Source organism: Acinetobacter sp. V116_7 (assembly GCF_056735735.1).
In genome coordinates, this window is record NZ_JBWZIF010000019.1 from 1 (window position 1) to 19,657 (window position 19,657).

The following is a 19,657-nucleotide window of genomic DNA, read 5'->3' on the forward strand; positions in this document are numbered from 1 at the left end:
GCAACCAATCTAATTCCAAGTAACTGTTTTTCAACAAGTTCTTATCTGCATCACCGCCGATGGATGTGCATTATAGAGGATTAACATCCCTTTGCAAGGGGTATTTCAGCCTTTTTCTATTGAGTGCCGTTTTTTTCTACTATTTTGCAAAAAAAGTGATATATATGGCTTTTTTTTAGGCATTTTCACCACTTTTATTAATTTTATTTTTAGAAAAATACAGTTCATCTTAGATTTTTGATGTCTTCTTATTCTTATATAGTCGTTAGAGGTATATATAGTATTCTCTATTCCAAAGATTCCAAAGATTCCAAAGATTCCAAAGATTCCAAAGATTCCAAAGATTCCAAAGATTCCAAAGATTCCAAAGGAATATTAGAGCAAATGCTCTACTCTCAAGCTATATTTCGCTCTATCTTGTTATTTGCTTTGATTACTTTTCATTATTACTGATCTATAAATTGTTCCACGTGGAACGTTGAATTGTTTTTTTTAATCCTTAAATAAAAAAAGCAGGATTACTCCTGCTTTTTATCACTACAGAACATTATTAGTCAGTGAACGTTACACGTGCAATTGCTTTTTTACCTGACTGAATAATGAAAGTACCGTTTTCTTTTACAGAGAAACCAGCATCAACAGCATTCCAGTCAACTTTTACTGCACCACGAGCTACTGCATCTTTTGCAGCTGCAGCATTTGGATTTAATCCAGCTACACGTAGAATCGTGGCAATAAAGATTTCTCCACCAAACTCACCACGCGAAATAGTCACCTCTGGGGTGTCCTCTGGTACTTCACCTTCTGTAATAAGGTTGCCAGCACTTTTATGTGCATTAGCGGCAGCTTCTGCATCATGGAAGCGCTCAACTAGCTCAAGTGCAAGAATACGCTTTACTTCTTGTGGATTACGACCAGCAGCAATTTCTTCTAATAAAGCTTTGATCTCATCTAGAGATTTAAAACTTAATAAATCGAAATAGCGTTCAATTAAAGAGTCTGGCATTGATAAAACTTTTTGGTACATTGCCCCTGGTGTATCAAATACACCAATATAGTTACCTAAAGATTTAGACATTTTATTTACGCCATCTAAACCTTCTAGAATCGGTACAGTGATACACACTTGCGATTCTTGGCCATAACGACTTTGTAAAGTACGACCCATAAGTAAGTTAAAGGTCTGGTCTGTACCACCTAACTCAACGTCAGCTTCAAGCGCAATGGAGTCATAACCTTGAACTAAAGGATATAAAAACTCATGAATTGCAATTGGCTGATGATTGCTATAGCGCTTAGTAAAGTCATCACGCTCTAACATACGAGATACAGTTTGCTGACTTGCTAGCTGAATAAGGTCAGCAGCAGATTTTTGATTAAACCATTCTGAGTTAAAACGTACTTTTGTTTTATTCGGGTCTAATATTTTGAAAACTTGTTCTTGATAAGTTTTAGCGTTGGCTTCCACTTGTTCACGTGACAACGGCGGACGAGTTGCACTTTTACCAGTTGGGTCACCGATCATCGCTGTATAGTCACCAATTAAGAAGGTAACTTCATGGCCCAAATCTTGGAAGGTTTTTAATTTATTAATAAGAACCGTATGTCCTAAATGTAAATCTGGCGCTGTAGGGTCGAAACCAGCTTTAATTTTAAGAGGACGATTCTCTTTGAGCTTTTTCAGTAAATCTTCTTCTGAAATAATTTCGTGCGTGCCTCGTTGGATGAGGGCAAGCTGTTCTTCGGCGGGCAAGAAATTTGACATCACAAAACCTAAACACATCAGTTATTCAATTTGTGCGATATACTAACATTTTTTCAGCGTCTTGCAGGGGAAGTTGCATATGAGCGCAATCTATATCGGCGTAATGACTGGCACTAGTATGGATGGTGTGGATATTGTTGCGGCTTCATTTGAGCCACTACAACTTCATGCCACTCTTACAGTTCCATTTGAACCCGAGTTACGTGATGAGCTTATGGCGTTAACTTTGCCTGATGACAATGAAATTGACCGCATGGGTAAAGCTGATGTTGCTCTAGCCAAAATGATTGGTCATGGGATTAATACTCTCATTGAAAAAAACCAGTTAGATCGTAGTCAAATTAAAGCAATTGGGTCGCATGGACAAACCATTCGTCATCGTCCTGAACATGGTTTTACTTTACAAATTGGTGATCCCAACATCATTACTGAAATCACTCAGATTCCGGTTGTTTCAGATTTCCGTCGTAGAGATATGGCAGCAGGCGGTCAAGGCGCACCATTGGTTCCAGCTTTCCATCAAGCACTATTTCAACATCCAAGTATTCATCGTGTGATTTTGAATTTGGGTGGTATTGCTAATGTGAGTATGTTGCCTGCCAATAATGCTGACGGCGTATTTGGTTTTGATACAGGGCCTGCAAATATTTTGATGGATGCGTGGTGCCATCGCCATACAGGTCATCCATATGATGAAAATGGTGACTGGGCTGCCTATGGTCATCCTATTCGCTCTTTACTCGACCGTCTTCATGCGCATGAGTATTTTTCTAAAGAACCCCCTAAGAGCACAGGTCGTGAAGACTTTAATATTGACTGGTTAGATGATCAGTTAATCGATTGGCGAAATGATTTAACTTACGATGAGTTAGAAGATACACCTGAAAACATCCAAGCTACCCTATTAAAGCTTACTGTGCGTGCCATTCAAAAAGCGATTTATCGCTCTGAGATGGAAACAGGTGAAGTATATGTATGTGGTGGTGGTGCTTATAACTCTTATTTATTAGAACAATTGCGCTGGCGTCTTCGTAAGCACAATTGGTCTGTTCAACCTACAGATGTTTTAGGGCTCTCCCCTACTTGGGTGGAGGCTACAGCATTTGCGTGGTTAGCAATGCGTTTTGTAAATAGTTTAAGTGGTAATTTGCCAGCAGTAACAGGTGCTTCGGATTTCAGAATTCTAGGTACAATCACAGTAGTATAAAAACTACTTATTGATTGATTGGTCAGATTCGACCTCATAACACATTTACTGACCCGAAATGCTGTTATTTAAATGAGCATAAAAACTCATGATAAATGCCGACAAAAATAATTTAAGGCATGTTTGTATGAATCTGACTAAACGTATTTCTCAATACACACGTGGGGCTTGGACATTCGATGTGATTGATTCAGGCCCTATAGATGGTCCACTCGTTGTTTTATTGCATGGTTTTCCAGAAACTGCTCATAGTTGGGAGCAAACCTCTGAATTATTGCATCAGCATCAATTTAGAACGCTTGCGATTCATCAACGTGGTTATAGTTTAAATGCTAGGCCTCAAAGCCGATTTCAATATTCACTGAGTGAACTTGTAGAGGATGTGACAAGTTTAATTGAGCAGCTTGGTCAGCCAGTTTATTTAATTGGGCACGACTGGGGCTCGGCAATCGCTTCGGGCGTTGCGATGAAGTATCCACAATATATTCAGCATCTCACTTTAGTTTCTGTGCCTCACCAAGCTGCTTTTCTAAAAGCCTGTTTAAGCAGCAGACAACTTTTTAAATCTTATTATTTTGCAATTTTTCAGCTACCGATTCTGCCCGAACTTTTATTTAAAAAGATACCTAAATTGGGCCGTAAGTTTCTTAAGTCATCAGGTATGACCGAAGAGCAAATTGCGATATTCGAGGCTGAGTTTATAGAAGAAAATAGATTATCTACGGCGTTGAATTGGTATCGTGGCTTTTTTTGGGACAAGCCTCAAAATCCGTTTAAAGCCATAGATGTCCCTGCTCTCTTTATTTGGGGTAAACATGATATTGCCGTTACAGAAAAAAGTGCGGAGCTAAACTCACGTTATTTTAAAAATAGTTATGAAGCAGTTTTTATGGATGCGTCGCATTGGATTCCATATCAGAATGCACCTGAACTTGTGCAATATTTTTTAGAATCTGTCTGTAAAAGATAATGATCTGACCAATAAAAAACCTCTCAAAATAGAGAGGTTTTTTTATTTTAAAATTCTTTTTAAATCGAGAACGAAGAACCACAACCACATGTTGTTGTTGCATTCGGGTTTTGGATAATAAAACGTGACCCTTCAAGACCTTCTACATAGTCAACCACTGAGCCAATTAAATATTGATAGCTAAGTGAGTCAACAAGCATTTTTACATCGCCATTTACGAATTCTGCATCATCTTCATTTACGCTTTCAGCAAAATTGAAGCCATACGAAAACCCTGAACACCCGCCTCCTGTTACATATACACGTAACATGAGATCGTCATTCCCTTCACTATCACGGAGTTGGCGTACCTTATTGGCAGCATTATCTGTCAAAACTAGAGCTTGGGCATTCATGATGATTGTTCCTCGGATTTTGCTGTGCCTTTCAAAATAAAAAAGACCCTATATTGAGTATAGCATAATCAATATAGGGTCTGTCTTCGAAGTTTAAAGCGAATCTTGAGTATTTTTATCAAGATTATTTGTAATTCTCGTCTTGTAAGCCACATTCAAAGTTTTTAGCGTCTTGTTTACAACGGAATTGCCAAAGGAGTTTCATCATACGTTTATCGTACACACCACGTTGTGTAAGGTTAATTCGAGACTCACGCATAAGCTTTTGGTAGCCTGGTTTATCGGCTGCTGGAACATCCATCCAGTATTTTTGCGGAATATCAGCTTTCATTTTACCCAAGATGGTAAAGGCACGTGGTAGCTGACCTGAAACCCATTCTCTAGATTTCTGACCAAAACCAGCTGGGAACTTATCAGGACGGATAATAATATTTCCGGTGACCTGTAAGATCGGATAGTTCACGATCGCACCTTTTGTTCCTAAACCTTTTTGTAGTTCTAAAGGCTTAAATGCTGCTGCTGGTGCACCAATAATATCAACTTGATGGTTATTAAATTTCGCACCGAAATTGGTTACGTCAGCACTAACAGCCTGTGCTCCTACCTGCTGAACCATAATTTTTTGTGCTTCATCATAGTCAAGAACAGCAATTTTCTTACCTGCGGCTTTCGCTACTGTATTGATGCTGCGATCGTTTACTAGAAGGTAAGCATCACCAACTGGAATAACACCGACAACCTCATAGCGACCATTAACCATATATTTACTAAAAGTCGGACTCGCTAAGCCTTGCATTATTTTTACAGCAAGCTTGAGGTCAGGAATGGCCCCGATTGCGTCTAATGACCCAGTAAATGAGTTAAATTGACGTCCACGCATCCCTGACACACTAATACCATCACATTTGCCTGCTTTAAAATCTTCAGCAATCACAGCTTCATTCTGGTTTACTTTAAGTTCGATATCAGCTCCCCAGTTTTTAGCGGCAAGTTGATAATCCTTCATTAGTGCATACACATCGCCATTTTTACCAACGAAGTCAAAAACACATACTGTTTGTTTAGCCTGAGCTGCAAAAGAAACTGTAGTAAGTCCCATCGCAAGTAATAGCATTTTGGAAAATTGCATATTCTTTTTCCTTTCCTTGTGGAGTTTTTGTTTTTCGATACCAAGAAATTTCATACCGATCAGGTATGAATCGGATAGGCCTCAAATAAAAATCATGATGGAATATTCGTATAGACCCTATTTACTTTTATGATTTTATTTCCATGAAAAATAGATAGCGATTAACCTACCTATTAGCAATTATTTTAATCACTCAAGTCCTTGATCCATTTTTATACCTTCATGTTTCCTTATGAAGTTTTTATCTAAATTTAGCTTAACCTCTTTCTAACTAACCACAATGGCAGAATTGACAGCACATATAAAACAAAAAGCCTAGAACTAGGTCTAGGCTTTCTGAAAGAAATTAAGATTATTCACCAGGCATTGAACATTCAAAGTTAGCCTTGTCTACAGAACAACGTGCTTTTTTCAATACAGACATCATTCCTGCATCGTAAACACCGCGTTTAGTTAAGTCCATACGGCCATCACGCAACATTTTTTGATACTTAAGTTTATCTTCTGCACTTAAGTTCATTTTGTATTTGCCAGGAATTTGCGCTTCTAAACGGTTGATCATTGCAAAGTTCTTAGGCAACTGTTTAACGAACCAGTCACGAGATTTTTGACCAAAACCAGCTGGGAATTTATCAGAACGTAATACTAGATCTGCTGTAACGTGTAATACAGGGAAGTTCCACATTACACCGTTTGCACCTAAACCTTTATTTAACTCTAATGGTTTGTAAGCATAAGCAGGCGCACCTACCATATCTACCTGACCATTGTTAAATTTCGCGGCAAAGTTCGAAATATCAGAAAGAACCGCTTGAGCGCCTACGCGTTGCACCATAATTTTTTGTGCATCGTCATAGCCAAGTACGGCGAATTTTTTACCCGCAGCTTTTTCAACAGAGTTGATGTTTTTGTCACGTACGAAAATGAATGCTGAACCTAGCGGAGAAATACCAGCAACTTCATATTTTTTACCACCCATATTAGTGGTCATTTTAGCTGCATTACGCGCATCTAATACATAGGTAATTGCACGTTGAGCGATTTGGTTGTTTGGAACACCACCGAGTGAGTCGATAGATCCTGCGAATTTGTTATATTGGCGCGCACGCATTGCTGTCATTGCTACAGCATCACATTTGCCTGCTTTAAAATCATTATCAGCAACAGCCTCGTCCTGACGAGGAACTAAGTTAATTTCAGTACCCCAGCCTTTTGCAGCTAGAGCCCATTCTTCCATCATTTTATATGAGTCGCCTGCTTTTCCTAAGAGGTCGAATACACATACGGTACTCGCTGCTTGCGCTGAAGCAGAAAAACCAACAACAGAAGCGGCAGCCATAGCAAGTACGATTTTTTTCATTTTCTTCATCCTTCCACGGAACAGATTTTTTGTTTGAAGTTTCCTTTCAAAGACAGATATTAATCATGTTTTTTAGAAAAAAATAGAGCTTTTACTCAAATATTTTTATCTCATTGAACCATTGTTTGTTCAATTTAAATTATTTATTAGTAGTAAAAATCACTAAGTTTCCGTAAGTTACTTTTTATATTCACAATTTTCATACCCATATTCAGCTTTGAAATATATGTAGCGTTTTTGTGTTTAAAAAACAAACTATTCTCCATTAAGGGTACATTCAAAATTAGTTCTTTCAACCGTACAACGAGCACGCTTCAGCACACTCATCATTGTTGCATCGTATACACCTTGTTTTGTTAAGCTGAGGCGACCTTCACGTAAAATTTTTTGATATTTAATTTTGTCTTCAGCTGAAAAATTCATTTTAATTTTTGAGGGTACGCCCATTTCTAGCCGTTTTATCATGGCAAAGTTCTGAGGTAGTTGCTGTAGAAACCAAGCACGTGACTTTATACCGAAATCTGCGGGAAATTTATCACTTCGAGCAACTAAATCTCCCGTAACGTTAACCACAGGGAAAGTAAACATTGCCCCTTTCCCTCCCACCCCTTTACCAATCTCTAAAGGTTTATAAGCATAAGCTGGTGCAGCAATTGCATCGACTTGTCCACTATTAAACTTTTTCACAAAATCGGTAATTTCTGATGGAATGGCCTGCGCTCCAACACTTTCCACCATAATTTTCTGTGCTGCGTCATATTGCAAAATAGCAAATTTAGTACCGCGTACTTTTTCAATTGAATTCAGGTTTTTATCTCTTACAAATAAATAAGCCAATCCAATCTGAACAATCCCGACGACTTCGTAATTAGCTCCATTTTGTGCAGTTACCATACGATGTTTATTGCGCTTATCGAGAACAAAACTAATTGCTTTTTGCGCAATAGCATTACTGGTGACCCCACCAATCGCATCGATCGAACCTGCAAATTTATTATAATTTCTCGCCCGCATGGAAGTCATATAAGCAGCATCACACTTGCCTTCACGCAACCTACGGTCAACCAAAGCTTCATCTTGAAATGGAATTAAAGTGATATCTGCTTGCCACTCTTTCGCTGCAAGCGCCCATTCTTCCATCAGTTTATAGGATTCACCTGACTTTCCTAATAAATCAAACACACACACATTTTGTCCCGCATGTGCTGTTCCCATCGCACAGCAAAATGCTGTGCCAATTATCCCCAATCTTTTTTTCATTTGACTTTCCTTAGTCTAGTTTTATTAGTAGCTCATTAATCAACCAAATTTTAAACTGTTTTTATTTTAGCCATATTTTTTTAAATGTGTTCTATCTTGTTCAATATTTTGAGAATTTCGGATGAATAGCGAAATTTAGAATGTCTTGATATATGTAATTATTAACAGCTGCTCACTAAAATCCGGAAAGTTTTGTTTTCATCGGCAGTTCTCTTTAAAATACAGCATCCCTAACTCACCTCGATACAATAAGATGATTCAATTTGACCAAGTTTCTTTACGCCGCGGTGGACGTGTTCTATTTCAAAAAGCGTCTATGCAATTACACCCAGGTTGGAAGATTGGTCTAACTGGTGTAAATGGTGCAGGTAAGTCGACATTATTTGCTGCATTACTTGGAAGTTTAGGTGCCGATGAAGGTTCACTTACTCGTCCTACAGGCTGGACCGTAGCGCATATGGCTCAAGAAATAAAAGCCTTAGATATGCCTGCAATTGATTTTGTTCTTTCAGGTGATGAAGAATTTTGGGATATTCAAAATAAGCTTGCTCAACCAGATCAACTGACTGATTTTGAATTGGCTAAATTGCATGGCCGCTTTGATGAAATTCATGGTTATTCAGCACCATCAAAAGCAGCCCAACTCATGGCTGGTCTTGGTTTTCTAGAAAATCAATTACGTTTAAACGTTGAGAGTTTCTCAGGTGGATGGCGTATGCGCTTAAATTTGGCGCGTACCCTTATGAGTCGTTCAGATTTATTATTACTAGATGAACCAACCAACCATTTAGACTTGGATGCAATTCTGTGGTTAGAAGATTGGCTTAAAGCCTATGAAGGTACACTCATCCTCATTTCACATGACCGCGACTTTTTAGATGCGATTACTGATCATATTCTTCACATCGAAAATCAGGAACTCACGCTTTACACCGGAAACTACTCTACATTTGAAACTACGCGTAGTGAACGTCTTGCCCAACAACAACAAGCTTTTGAGAAACAAGAAGAAACGCGCGCTCACCTACAAAAGTTTATTGACCGTTTTAAAGCAAAAGCGACTAAAGCTCGTCAGGCGCAGAGTCGCATTAAACAACTTGAGCGCATGCAGCAACTTGCACCCGCTCATGTAGATACGCCATTTACTTTTAGTTTCCGTGAACCCACCAAAATGAGTTCTCCTTTGCTGACTTTAGACAATGCCAGCATTGGTTATGGTGATAAACAAATAGCCGAAAAAATCAGATTACAAATTACACCAACCTCACGTATTGGTTTACTTGGTATGAACGGCGCAGGTAAATCAACATTGATTAAGAGCTTAGTTGGTGATTTACCACTCTTAGCAGGTGAACGTAAAGCTTCTGAACTGCTTAACATTGGTTACTTTGCGCAGCACCAAATGGATGCTTTAGATGGCCATGCTACTCCAATGTTACAGCTTGCTCGTATAGCAGATAAAAAAATTAGTGAAGCCACCCTCCGTTCTTTCTTAGGTAGTTTTGGCTTTAGTGGTGAACGCATGGATACGCCATGTGAAACCTTTTCTGGTGGAGAGCGCGCTCGTTTAGCCCTCGCACTCATTGTATGGCAGCGTCCAAACGTTTTAATTCTCGATGAACCGACGAACCATTTAGATCTAGATATGCGTCATTCACTGAGCATGGCATTACAAGACTTTGAGGGTGCTGTTGTACTGGTTTCCCACGAACGTCAACTGATTGCAAGTGTTTGTGACGAGCTTCTTTTAGTACACGGCGGTAAATGTACCGAATTCGAAGGTGATTTACAGGATTATGCAAAATGGCTACGTGAAGCACGTCAGCAACTTATCAATGCTCAAACTGCTGTGGCGCAGAATAATTCGTCCTCAACCACTGCTGCCGTCCCAGCTAAAGTTGATAAAGAAGCACAGCGTAAAGAAGCAGCTCGCCGTCGTGAACAAACTCGACCTATTCGTAAAAACATTGAAAAAGTTGAGTCTCAAATTGAGAAGCTTCAACCGCAGCTTGCCAAAATTGAAGAATCTCTAGCAGACACATCTCTATATGAGGCTGCACGTAAAGATGATTTACTCAAACTTATGAATGAACAGACTGAGCTGAAGGCTAAACTTGAGCAACACGAAGAGCAGCTTTTAGAACTCATGATGGAGTTAGAAGAAATGGAAGCTTCTTTTGATTAATCTGTTTTCTAAAATAAAAAAGCCGATTTCTTAATCGGCTTTTTTATTAATTAATAAGGGGTATAAAAAGCCCCTAATTCATTTAAATTGCTATTTACAGGTAAAGGCCAAACATTGCTTGATAGACTATCCGCGATATATAGATCATAACCGCCTCGACTGCCTGTTTGCCCTGTAAGAGACACCACCATGTAACGCTGATCTAAAGGCGCTGGATCGGAAGTATCATAATTAATGCTGTTGAATGGCAAACGTGTGTTTTGTTTATTAGCCATATCATAAGCATAAATCTGATCATGGGCATTTGTTGAGCTATACCAGCGCACATATAAAAACCGACTTCCCTGCCACCATACTGGATAATATGAGGCGATATTGGTTAGCTGTGTATCATAGGCACCCGACTGATCAATACTGAAAACTCTAGAATTATTTCCAGCACCTTTCGCATACAAGATTTGAGTAGTATTTACCATCGGATAAGGCATTGATTCTTCTATGTCCCAACCATTTTGAGTGACAGAAGTAATCGTCCGATCCGTCATTTTAACGATTTTTAAATCGCCATTTTGTTTAAAAATAATACGCTGGTTATCTATGAATTTTGGATCTTCATCCCGTTTATTATTTCCCTGAGTTAAGTTAATGGGTAACTCACTACTACCCACTTTCCAAGCATACACATCCCATGCATCGCCATAATGCTGCCCAGAGTTAACCCCCATAAAAGTTAACCATTTACCATCTGGGGAAAAATGACCATTCATCATATGGTCGATTTTCCAGTTTGTACCCAGCAATGTAGTCTGCTGCGTTGTGAAGTTATAAAGATAAAGCTTACTGTCCCATGCGTCATAATCACTATAACGATGAAATACTAATTTGCCATAAAAGGTCGGGACTGTAGCAGCATGCAATTGAAACACACTAGTGACAAAAACAATGCTACCCAATATAAGTTTATAAATCTTTTTCATAATTATATTGCCTATTGTTATTAGTAAGTACCGCCTAGAGAATATAACTTTCAATAGTTTAGGTGTTAAACAAAATGCTTTTCTGGATACAAAAAAAGGGCTAATGATGATTAGCCCTTTCTCATAAAAAATCAATTATCTAAATTTTTTATGATTTTCATTTCGAATTTTGACTAAATTGATTGCTTCAGTTTTTGCTTGGTCTAATTGTCCTTGCTCAACTAATGCAGTTACTTTATCAATCTCAGTAACAAGCTGATCTAAACCAGCTTGGTACTCTTTTACCTGTACATTTCCTGAAGGTAAACCTTCGAGTTTATGCGGCAAATATTGCTTAGAAGAAACTGCTGCTTCACGCATTACAACAAGTTGTTGTTTCGCATTAGCAGCATCTTTCGCTTCAGCAAATGCTTTAGTGCTCTTAGCTAAAGTTTTCATATTTGTTTCTAAATCAGCTGCCCAAACAGCAGAGCTTCCTAAAAACGCACATGAGATTAACAAACTAGCTAATACTTTCTGACCCATCATCTTCTCTCCCTAGACTGATTTAGAATCGCGTTATCAATTAAGCATCAATATCCGCATTTAAAGCATTTTCTTCAATGAATGCACGACGTGGTTCCACATCATCACCCATCAAGCAAGAGAACATACGATCTGCTTCAATCGCATCGTCAATAGTTACCTGCAACATATTACGGTTTTCAGGGTCCATTGTCGTTTCCCAAAGCTGTTCAGCGTTCATCTCGCCAAGACCTTTATAGCGCTGAATCATCATACCGCGGCGCGAATCTTGCAAAATATGCTGCCAAACTTGATGGAAGTTAGCCACTTGAATACGGCGATCACCTTTTTGTAAATAAGCACCATCTTCAAGCAAACTGAACCAGCTCTTCGAGTTTTTCAGCAAACGTGCATACTCAGCTGAATTCAATAAAGCTGCATCAAGCAAATATGCATGTGGCAAGTTATGAACATATACCGTAATACGCGGCCAATAATGCGCAGATTTTTCACCTTGAGCATTTTCACGCTCAAATGACTCTAGTGTAATTTCTGGGCGTAAACTTGGCTGTAATCTTGTAATGATAGCTTTTACTTGATCAGCCCATTGTTGTACATAAGCCTGATCATGATTTTGATCGCTCTTGAATGCTTCTACTTCAAGTAAAGCATCCAATAAGCTAGCTGGATAACGTAAAGTTAAGCGCTGTAAGCTCTTTTGTGAAACTTGATAGTCTTGAATGACTTTTGCAAGTGCTTCACCCGTAATAGCAGGTGCTTCAGCATTGGTATGCAAAGACAGCTCATCAATCGCATTTGAAATTAAATAAGTTTCCAATGCATCATTATCTTTGATGTATTGTTCCTGCTTACCCTTTTTCAATTTATACAAAGGTGGCTGTGCAATATAAATATGCCCACGCTCAACCAATTCTGGCATTTGACGGAAGAAGAACGTTAATAACAAAGTACGAATGTGCGAACCATCAACGTCAGCATCCGTCATGATAATGATTTTATGATAGCGTAGCTTATCGGGATTATATTCTTCACGACCAATACCACAGCCAAGTGCAGTAATTAAAGTACCAACTTCCTGACTAGAAATCATTTTGTCAAAGCGCGCACGTTCAACGTTCAGGATTTTACCTTTCAACGGCAAAATAGCCTGCATTTTACGGTTACGGCCTTGCTTAGCACTACCACCTGCTGAGTCACCCTCGACAAGATATAGTTCAGAAAGTGCTGGATCTTTTTCCTGACAATCTGCCAACTTACCTGGTAAACCAGCGATATCAAGTGCGCTTTTACGACGCGTCATTTCACGTGCTTTACGTGCAGCATCACGCGCACGTGCAGCATCAATAATTTTACCTGCAATCGATTTTGCAGCTTGCGGGTTTTCAAGTAAGTAAGCAGAGAACTCTTTGTTCATTGCTTGCTCAACCGCTGGTTTTACTTCACTCGATACCAGTTTTTCTTTGGTTTGAGATGAGAACTTCGGATCAGGTACTTTTACCGAAATAATAGCAGTTAAACCTTCACGTGCATCGTCACCGGTTACATTGACTTTTTCTTTCTTGATAATATTTTCATTTTCAAGATATTGGTTAAGACCACGCGTCAACGCTGCACGGAAACCTGCTAAATGCGTACCACCATCTTTTTGAGGAATGTTATTAGTAAAACAACGAACGTTTTCTTGATAACTTTCGTTCCACTGTAAGGCTACTTCTACAACAATGCCGTTATCTGTATCCGCAGTGAAATGGAAAATCTCATTCAGATGAGTTTTACCTTCGTTAATGTATTTTACGAACTCAGATAAGCCACCTTCGTAGTCATACACATGTTCAAGGTTAATTCGTTCATCACGTAAAACAATACGCACGCCCGCGTTCAAGAATGAAAGCTCACGTAAACGACGCGCTAGAATTTCTACGTTAAAGATAGTTTGGCTAAAAGTTTCTGCACTTGGCCAAAAACGTACTGTTGTACCGCTTTTATCTGTTTCACCAATCACACGTAATGGATATTGCGGATCACCGTGTTGATATTCTTGCTCATGCACTTGACCAGCGCGAGAAATCATTAAATGTAATTTACGTGAAAGTGCGTTTACTACAGAAACACCTACGCCGTGCAAACCACCTGAAACTTTATAGCTGTTGTCATCAAACTTACCACCTGCGTGCAGAATGGTAAGAATTACTTCCGCTGCAGAAACACCTTCTTCAGGGTGAATATCGGTTGGAATACCACGGCCATTATCAGAAACGCTTACTGACTCATCTTCATGAATAGTGACAATAATTTCATCACAATGCCCAGCTAAAGCTTCATCGATTGCGTTATCGACTACCTCAAATACCATATGGTGTAAACCGGTACCGTCGTCTGTATCCCCAATATACATACCCGGACGTTTACGAACTGCATCTAATCCACGTAATACTTTAATACTAGAGGAATCATAAGCCTTTTCATTGGTTTGTTCTGTTTGAGAGGCTGATTGAGACTCTGAACTCATGGTTTCTCCCTAGCAAATATAGGTTTATTCAAAGATGGTTAACATCAAAAAATTATGGTGAAGCAAGACTAACTTGACCGGATTCAACATTGAATAATTGATATGAAATAGACAGATCATGTAAGTGTTTTTTTACCGATGCATGATCTAAAGTTGTCATAAAAACCTGGCTACCAAGTTGGCTTAATCGTTCAATTAAACGTTGTTGTGCGGTTAAGTCTAATTCTGCTGTCAGATCATCTAATAATACCACAGTTTCCTTATTACTCGCATGTAACATTGCAATTTGTGACAGTTTTAAAGCAATAATCAGCAGTTTTTTCTGACCTCTTGATAAAACCACATCAGCGTGTCCAAACGGGGTTTTTAAGCGCAAATCTGCACGATGTGGACCATATTCGGTATACCGTCTTTCGATATCTTTTTGGTGTTGATTAAGCAGGTCTTGCATGAGTCCCTGCTCTGTATGAAAACCTGGACTGTATTCCAGTTCAATTTCAAGATCAGGGAGTAATTGGCTCAAATCGTTTTGAAAAAACACATTCCATTGTTCCACAATACCCAAGCGCTGAGAGTGCAAAATTTCACCATAATCACTCAGCATTTTGTTCCACGGCTCTAAATCAGCCAACGACAAATTTCTTCGAGTTTTAAGTAACGTATTTCGCTGTTTTAATGCACGCGAATAGTATTGCCACGCAAAATAAAACTCAGGTTCCACGTGGAACATCAGCCAATCTAAAAGTTGGCGTCGTGGTTTTGCACCATGGTCAATAATGTCGGTACTTTGTGGATCAAGATGCTGCAAAGGAAGCAATTTAGCAAGTTGGCCTTGGGTAGCTACGGTATCGCCATTGACCCTCATCAACTGCTCACCAGATGCTAACTTTTGCATGCCAATTTTCTCAGTACTAGACTGTGCAAAGACAATCGCATCTTCGGCAGCATACTGAATATAATTTTTAGGAATATGAGTGCGGAACGATCGTCCAGTTGCAAGCAAATGAATTGCTTCCAGAATTGAGGTTTTTCCTGAACCATTAGCGCCATAAAATATATTAAACGGTTGCAACCCTTGGAGTGCAACCGTTTTTAAATTACGCACACGTTCAATGTTTAAGCGCGTAAGATGCATATTCGATAGCCAGACTATACACGCATCGGCATAACTACATAAGTTTGATCAGTATGTGCTGGGTCTTGAACCAAAACAGACTGATTCGCCTCACTCATGCTCATATTTACGTCATCGCCATCAAGCACACCTAATACTTCAAGTAAATATTGCGCATTAAATGACATTTCAAGTGGCACGTTTTGATATTGGATAGCTAAATCTTCAATAGCCTCATCTTGCTCAGGGTTATTCGCACGAAGCTGTAAAGAATCTTGATTAAAATTCAAGAAAACACCACGCAATTTCTCATTACTCAAAATTGCAACACGTTGTAATGATTGCTTAAATACATCATGGCTAATTAATACATGTTTATCGCCACCACGTGGAATTACACGACGATAATCAGGGAATTTTCCATCAATCAATTTTGTTGTAAAACGAACAGTAATATCACCCTGCTCTTTGTCACGACTTGGCGTATTGATGGTTACATTTAACAACTCACGACCAATCAACAATGTTAATTGTTCATCTTCAATACTTAGTAAACGCTGTAATTCACCAACAGCTTTACGAGGTACAATGGCCTGAACCAATTGAGATGATGTAGAAGAAGCCGTAATTTCACAAAGTGCTAAACGGTGCCCATCTGTTGTTACTGCACGTAATTGATTTTCATCAATTTCCAATAAAGTACCTGTTAAATAGAAACGTACATCTTGTACAGCCATCGCAAAAGCAGTTTTTTCAAATAAACGCTTTAACTCACGTTGAGTTACCTGTACTTGAGTACCTTGACTATTTTCAGTCGTCAATAATGGATAATCTTCTGCTGGTAAAGTTCCTAATACGAAACGGCTATTACCAGATTTTAAAATACATCTTTGATCTTCAGTAATTTGTAAATCAATTAATGCAGCTGTAGGCAATGATTTACAAATTTCCATTAATTTACGGGCAGGGACTGTGGTTTCCCCTGCTTCAAGGCATGCCCCTTCTGTTAAAACAGTGCTCGCAACCAGTTCGACCTCTAAATCGGAACCAGTAATGGTGAGCGCCTGAGCATTAGTCTGAATTTTGACGTTTGAAAGAATATTCAATGTATGACGACGTTCTACCGCACCGACAACATGCGATAAAACATTGAGTAAACTTTCTTTAGCGATTTTCAAACGCACGATTCATTCCTCTAGCAACTTGGAGCAAATATTTCATTTTTTAGCTGTGTACTATGCTGCACTTACGTAGACTTTGCAACAATGTCTTATTATTTCATTAACTCTGAAGTAGACGCAGTAGATTTTTATAATCTTCGTCAAAAATTGGATCTTCTCCGCGCAGACTGGTTACTTTTTCACAAGCATGCATCACGGTACTGTGGTCACGTCCACCAAAAGCCATTCCAATTTCAGGAAAACTATCACCGGTCAATTCACGAGCAAGTCCCATTGCTAACTGACGTGGTCGAGCATAAATTCGCGTACGTTTGGGCCCTACTAATTCTTTTAATGGGATACGGAAATACTCACTCACCACACGCTGAATATTTTCTACACTAATCGTTCGTGCACGGATAGCCAACACATCTTTTAAAGACTCACGCACAACGTCAAGATCGATTGGAGCACCTTTAAAACGAGAAATTGCAACGACTTTATTAAGTGCCCCTTCAAGTTCACGTACGTTAGCAACGACTTGTTGTGCAATAAATAGTGCACAATTTCGAGGTAAATCAACGCCGCTATTTTCCGCTTTTTTTAATAAAATTTCGATACGAGTTTCAATATCTGGTGGTTCAACACCTACTGAAAGTCCCCAAGAAAAACGGGAAACTAAACGTGGATCTAACTCTGTTAATTCTTTTGGATAACGGTCTGAAGTTAAAATAATTTGTTTAGATTCATCAAGTAAAGCATTAAATGTATAGAAGAACTCAACTAGACTCGCCTCTTTACCTGCTAAGAGATGAATATCATCGACCAATAATAAATCCAAAGAACGGCAGTTCTTCTTAAATTCTTCTACTTTGCCTTTTTGTAAAGAACTCACAAAATCCTGAACAAAACTCTCAGAAGTCATATACATCACACGAGCATTTGGTTTGGCTTGTAATAAAGCATTACCAACTGCTTGCATTAAGTGTGTCTTACCTAATCCTGTAGGACCGTATAAAAACAAAGGGTTATGCTGTGAAGCACCTAATTGAGTTAATACTTTTCTACATGTTTCAGCAGCCATCTGGTTCGAACGGCCTTCAACAAATAAAGAAAAAGTAAACTGAGGATTCAGTAGTTTCTTTTTTGATGTTTTCGGATTGACGACACTATTCGCATGTGGGCTAGAAACAGACTCAGGCTCTTTTTTTACTTTAATACTTTGTGGTGGTGCAGTTTGCAAAGCAGCTGTAGTGGTTGCTGGTTGTTCGCTCGATGACAAGATACTGCCAGGACGAGAATCAACTAAAATCTCAACCTGACGTACACGTCCTTCTGACAACTGCTCAGCCAATATAGAAATTAATTCTAAATGATTCTCTTGAATGTAACGCGTCCAATAAGGGTTAGGAGCATAAAGACGTAGTATCCCTTCTACTTCTTCAGCAACTAATGGGCGAATCCACATCGCAAAGACGTTATCAGAGAGCTCTTGTCGCAAGCGAGTTAAGCAGTCTGTCCAAAGCATGTGTATCCCCTATTTTTGCGTTTTTAAATTCAAACAATCTAAAGATTCACCCTTCCATATGAGAAGGGGTCGCCATTCTAACCAAGTTATCCACATCTGTCATGACGAATTCGAGTGATTTTGTCTAAAAAGAAAACTCTTGTGAATAAATTTAAATTCAAAACCACTTGTGTATAACTTTTTGCACAACCTGTGGATAAATTATCACACAAACTTATCCACAATCCATAAATATAATAAAAACAGAGTTATCAACAACCCAAATACATGTTTTTTAAATTTAAAAGTACGAAATCCACAGAAAAAACCGCTCCTAATAAGAATAAATATAAATTTTAAAATTTGAATTTATTTAATAGGGGTGTGATCTTTTGTGGATAACTACAAAATATGAATTTAAATTCAAATGCAGCAAATCAAAGCCAAGATCATATCTTGTTTTGTTGATAAATATGTATATAAGGTGTGTATATAATAAAAGTTCTAATAAAAATAGACAATTACTTTGTGTATAACTTTAAAAGCTATATATTGCACTGAATTATGACAATCATAAAAAGAAGTAGAGAGATTAAAAATTTGGGTTAAATACAAAACTTTCTTGGTTTTTCATTGACAGCGTAAACATTGCACAATAAAATCGCGGACCTTTATAGAAAGATCATTTTTGGGAGTTTCGATATGAAACGTACTTTCCAGCCATCTGAATTAAAGCGTAAACGCGTTCATGGTTTCCGTGCTCGTATGGCAACTAAAGCTGGTCGTCAAGTATTAGCTCGTCGTCGTGCAAAAGGTCGTCATAGCTTAACTGTTTAATACTGTTACGCTGACCAGACTTGGGTGTGATGACACTTTACAATTTTAGCACAGATGTGCGAATACGCTGTGCTGCAGATTATAAAAGTGTATTCGATGGTGCGCTTTTTAAAGTGCATCAACCCCATTTTTTATTTCTTGCAAAATTAACCGAACAGCCTCATAGCCGTTTGGGTATTGTTGTTGCTAAGAAAAAAGTGCGCCGTGCGCATGAAAGAAATCGAATAAAACGTCTTGCTCGTGAGAGCTTTCGTCTACATCAGCCGAATTTTGGATCAGATATAGATATTGTGGTAATGCCGAAAGTCGGTATAGAAGCGATTACGAATGCTGAGCTATATCAACAATTAGATTTTGCTTGGCAAAAATTACAACGCTTAGCAAAAAAACATTCTAAAGTTGGCACAACCTCGCAGAATTAAGAGATAGCCAATGGTTCGTTTTCTACGTTGGTTGATTCGACTGTATCAAATTGCGATTAGTCCGCTTCTTGGACCCCGTTGTCGTTATATCCCGACCTGTTCCCAATATGCGATAGAAGCATTGCAAACTCATGGTGCAATCAAAGGCGTTTGGTTATCTTCTAAACGAATTTGTCGTTGTCATCCCTGGGGCGGATCTGGATATGATCCGGTACCGCCAAAAGCAATTCGTTTTATTTCGTTTCATCAAATAGATTCTCAAACGCATCATGTTGCTGTACCCTTTCGTGATCGTTTACTGAAGCAAAATCTCTCTAACCATTTGGGGTAATAGA

17 protein-coding genes are annotated in these 19,657 nt (G+C 38.7%); 6 read left to right on the forward strand and 11 right to left on the reverse strand.

All coding sequences use genetic code 11. From position 1 onward, the window contains the following. Positions 1-550: 550 nt before the first annotated feature. On the reverse strand, positions 551-1,783 hold the full coding sequence (gene tyrS / locus AC1PJP_RS08255) for a tyrosine--tRNA ligase (protein ID WP_013196511.1): 1,233 nt from the start codon (positions 1,781-1,783) through the stop codon (positions 551-553). 61 nt (positions 1,784-1,844) lie between these two features. On the opposite strand from tyrS, the gene AC1PJP_RS08260 reads away from it, so the two are divergent. Continuing rightward, a complete protein-coding gene (locus tag AC1PJP_RS08260; RefSeq protein ID WP_151768711.1) occupies positions 1,845-2,972 on the forward strand; it encodes an anhydro-N-acetylmuramic acid kinase in 1,128 nt (375 codons plus the stop codon). Positions 2,973-3,099: 127 nt separating this feature from the next. Continuing rightward, the gene (locus tag AC1PJP_RS08265) at positions 3,100-3,942 is read left to right on the forward strand and encodes an alpha/beta fold hydrolase (protein WP_479766804.1); all 843 of its coding nucleotides are present in this window, start codon (positions 3,100-3,102) and stop codon (positions 3,940-3,942) included. Between the two features lie 59 nt (positions 3,943-4,001). Here the strand turns inward: AC1PJP_RS08265 and erpA are convergent, their stop codons facing one another. The 4 genes from erpA to AC1PJP_RS08285 form a co-directional block, all read right to left on the reverse strand. Next, positions 4,002-4,337, reverse strand: coding sequence for an iron-sulfur cluster insertion protein ErpA (erpA, locus tag AC1PJP_RS08270; RefSeq protein WP_003656048.1), 336 nt, complete (start codon positions 4,335-4,337; stop codon positions 4,002-4,004). 124 nt (positions 4,338-4,461) lie between these two features. Beyond that, a complete protein-coding gene (locus AC1PJP_RS08275; RefSeq protein WP_013196508.1) occupies positions 4,462-5,466 on the reverse strand; it encodes a putative solute-binding protein in 1,005 nt (334 codons plus the stop codon). A gap of 352 nt (positions 5,467-5,818) precedes the next feature. After that, positions 5,819-6,826: a putative solute-binding protein gene (locus AC1PJP_RS08280; protein ID WP_003656045.1), complete on the reverse strand. Its 1,008-nt coding sequence runs from the start codon at positions 6,824-6,826 to the stop codon at positions 5,819-5,821. 255 nt (positions 6,827-7,081) lie between these two features. Then, positions 7,082-8,086, reverse strand: coding sequence for a putative solute-binding protein (locus AC1PJP_RS08285; protein ID WP_199945741.1), 1,005 nt, complete (start codon positions 8,084-8,086; stop codon positions 7,082-7,084). A 253-nt stretch (positions 8,087-8,339) separates the two neighbouring features. Between AC1PJP_RS08285 and AC1PJP_RS08290 the strand changes: the two genes are divergently transcribed. Further along, positions 8,340-10,271: an ATP-binding cassette domain-containing protein gene (locus AC1PJP_RS08290; RefSeq protein ID WP_479766805.1), complete on the forward strand. Its 1,932-nt coding sequence runs from the start codon at positions 8,340-8,342 to the stop codon at positions 10,269-10,271. Between the two features lie 50 nt (positions 10,272-10,321). Here the strand turns inward: AC1PJP_RS08290 and AC1PJP_RS08295 are convergent, their stop codons facing one another. From AC1PJP_RS08295 to dnaA, 6 genes are all read right to left on the reverse strand, one after another. Continuing rightward, complete coding sequence (locus AC1PJP_RS08295) at positions 10,322-11,248, reverse strand: TolB-like translocation protein (protein ID WP_199988169.1); 927 nt, start codon at positions 11,246-11,248, stop codon at positions 10,322-10,324. A 135-nt stretch (positions 11,249-11,383) separates the two neighbouring features. Beyond that, on the reverse strand, positions 11,384-11,776 hold the full coding sequence (cybC, locus tag AC1PJP_RS08300) for a cytochrome b562 (RefSeq protein WP_005308364.1): 393 nt from the start codon (positions 11,774-11,776) through the stop codon (positions 11,384-11,386). Positions 11,777-11,813: 37 nt separating this feature from the next. Continuing rightward, on the reverse strand, positions 11,814-14,282 hold the full coding sequence (gyrB, locus tag AC1PJP_RS08305) for a DNA topoisomerase (ATP-hydrolyzing) subunit B (protein WP_004795574.1): 2,469 nt from the start codon (positions 14,280-14,282) through the stop codon (positions 11,814-11,816). A gap of 52 nt (positions 14,283-14,334) precedes the next feature. Continuing rightward, positions 14,335-15,417, reverse strand: coding sequence for a DNA replication/repair protein RecF (gene recF, locus AC1PJP_RS08310; RefSeq protein WP_199988171.1), 1,083 nt, complete (start codon positions 15,415-15,417; stop codon positions 14,335-14,337). A gap of 14 nt (positions 15,418-15,431) precedes the next feature. Continuing rightward, a complete protein-coding gene (gene dnaN / locus AC1PJP_RS08315; protein WP_005308370.1) occupies positions 15,432-16,580 on the reverse strand; it encodes a DNA polymerase III subunit beta in 1,149 nt (382 codons plus the stop codon). 97 nt (positions 16,581-16,677) lie between these two features. Beyond that, complete coding sequence (gene dnaA / locus AC1PJP_RS08320; RefSeq protein WP_005308372.1) at positions 16,678-18,084, reverse strand: chromosomal replication initiator protein DnaA; 1,407 nt, start codon at positions 18,082-18,084, stop codon at positions 16,678-16,680. Between the two features lie 681 nt (positions 18,085-18,765). On the opposite strand from dnaA, the gene rpmH reads away from it, so the two are divergent. Genes rpmH through yidD form a run of 3 tightly spaced genes read left to right on the forward strand, consistent with a single transcriptional unit; the run spans position 18,766 to position 19,653 of the window. Next, positions 18,766-18,900, forward strand: a complete 135-nt coding sequence (gene rpmH, locus AC1PJP_RS08325; protein WP_000831329.1) for a 50S ribosomal protein L34 — start codon at positions 18,766-18,768, stop codon at positions 18,898-18,900. Between the two features lie 29 nt (positions 18,901-18,929). Next, positions 18,930-19,322: a ribonuclease P protein component gene (rnpA, locus tag AC1PJP_RS08330; protein ID WP_005308375.1), complete on the forward strand. Its 393-nt coding sequence runs from the start codon at positions 18,930-18,932 to the stop codon at positions 19,320-19,322. A gap of 10 nt (positions 19,323-19,332) precedes the next feature. Then, positions 19,333-19,653, forward strand: a complete 321-nt coding sequence (gene yidD / locus AC1PJP_RS08335; RefSeq protein WP_003656027.1) for a membrane protein insertion efficiency factor YidD — start codon at positions 19,333-19,335, stop codon at positions 19,651-19,653. Positions 19,654-19,657 lie beyond the last annotated feature (4 nt).

Coding starts and splice junctions, on each gene's coding strand:
- AC1PJP_RS08290 (WP_479766805.1), top strand. CDS start 8,340: ATGATTCAATTTGACCAAGTTTCTTTACGCCGCGGTGGACGTGTTCTA.
- AC1PJP_RS08275 (WP_013196508.1), bottom strand. CDS start 5,466: ATGCAATTTTCCAAAATGCTATTACTTGCGATGGGACTTACTACAGTT.
- dnaA (WP_005308372.1), bottom strand. CDS start 18,084: ATGCTTTGGACAGACTGCTTAACTCGCTTGCGACAAGAGCTCTCTGAT.
- AC1PJP_RS08260 (WP_151768711.1), top strand. CDS start 1,845: ATGAGCGCAATCTATATCGGCGTAATGACTGGCACTAGTATGGATGGT.
- recF (WP_199988171.1), bottom strand. CDS start 15,417: ATGCATCTTACGCGCTTAAACATTGAACGTGTGCGTAATTTAAAAACG.
- gyrB (WP_004795574.1), bottom strand. CDS start 14,282: ATGAGTTCAGAGTCTCAATCAGCCTCTCAAACAGAACAAACCAATGAA.
- AC1PJP_RS08295 (WP_199988169.1), bottom strand. CDS start 11,248: ATGAAAAAGATTTATAAACTTATATTGGGTAGCATTGTTTTTGTCACT.
- AC1PJP_RS08285 (WP_199945741.1), bottom strand. CDS start 8,086: ATGAAAAAAAGATTGGGGATAATTGGCACAGCATTTTGCTGTGCGATG.
- AC1PJP_RS08265 (WP_479766804.1), top strand. CDS start 3,100: ATGAATCTGACTAAACGTATTTCTCAATACACACGTGGGGCTTGGACA.
- rnpA (WP_005308375.1), top strand. CDS start 18,930: ATGACACTTTACAATTTTAGCACAGATGTGCGAATACGCTGTGCTGCA.
- tyrS (WP_013196511.1), bottom strand. CDS start 1,783: ATGTGTTTAGGTTTTGTGATGTCAAATTTCTTGCCCGCCGAAGAACAG.
- AC1PJP_RS08280 (WP_003656045.1), bottom strand. CDS start 6,826: ATGAAAAAAATCGTACTTGCTATGGCTGCCGCTTCTGTTGTTGGTTTT.
- erpA (WP_003656048.1), bottom strand. CDS start 4,337: ATGAATGCCCAAGCTCTAGTTTTGACAGATAATGCTGCCAATAAGGTA.
- yidD (WP_003656027.1), top strand. CDS start 19,333: ATGGTTCGTTTTCTACGTTGGTTGATTCGACTGTATCAAATTGCGATT.
- cybC (WP_005308364.1), bottom strand. CDS start 11,776: ATGATGGGTCAGAAAGTATTAGCTAGTTTGTTAATCTCATGTGCGTTT.
- rpmH (WP_000831329.1), top strand. CDS start 18,766: ATGAAACGTACTTTCCAGCCATCTGAATTAAAGCGTAAACGCGTTCAT.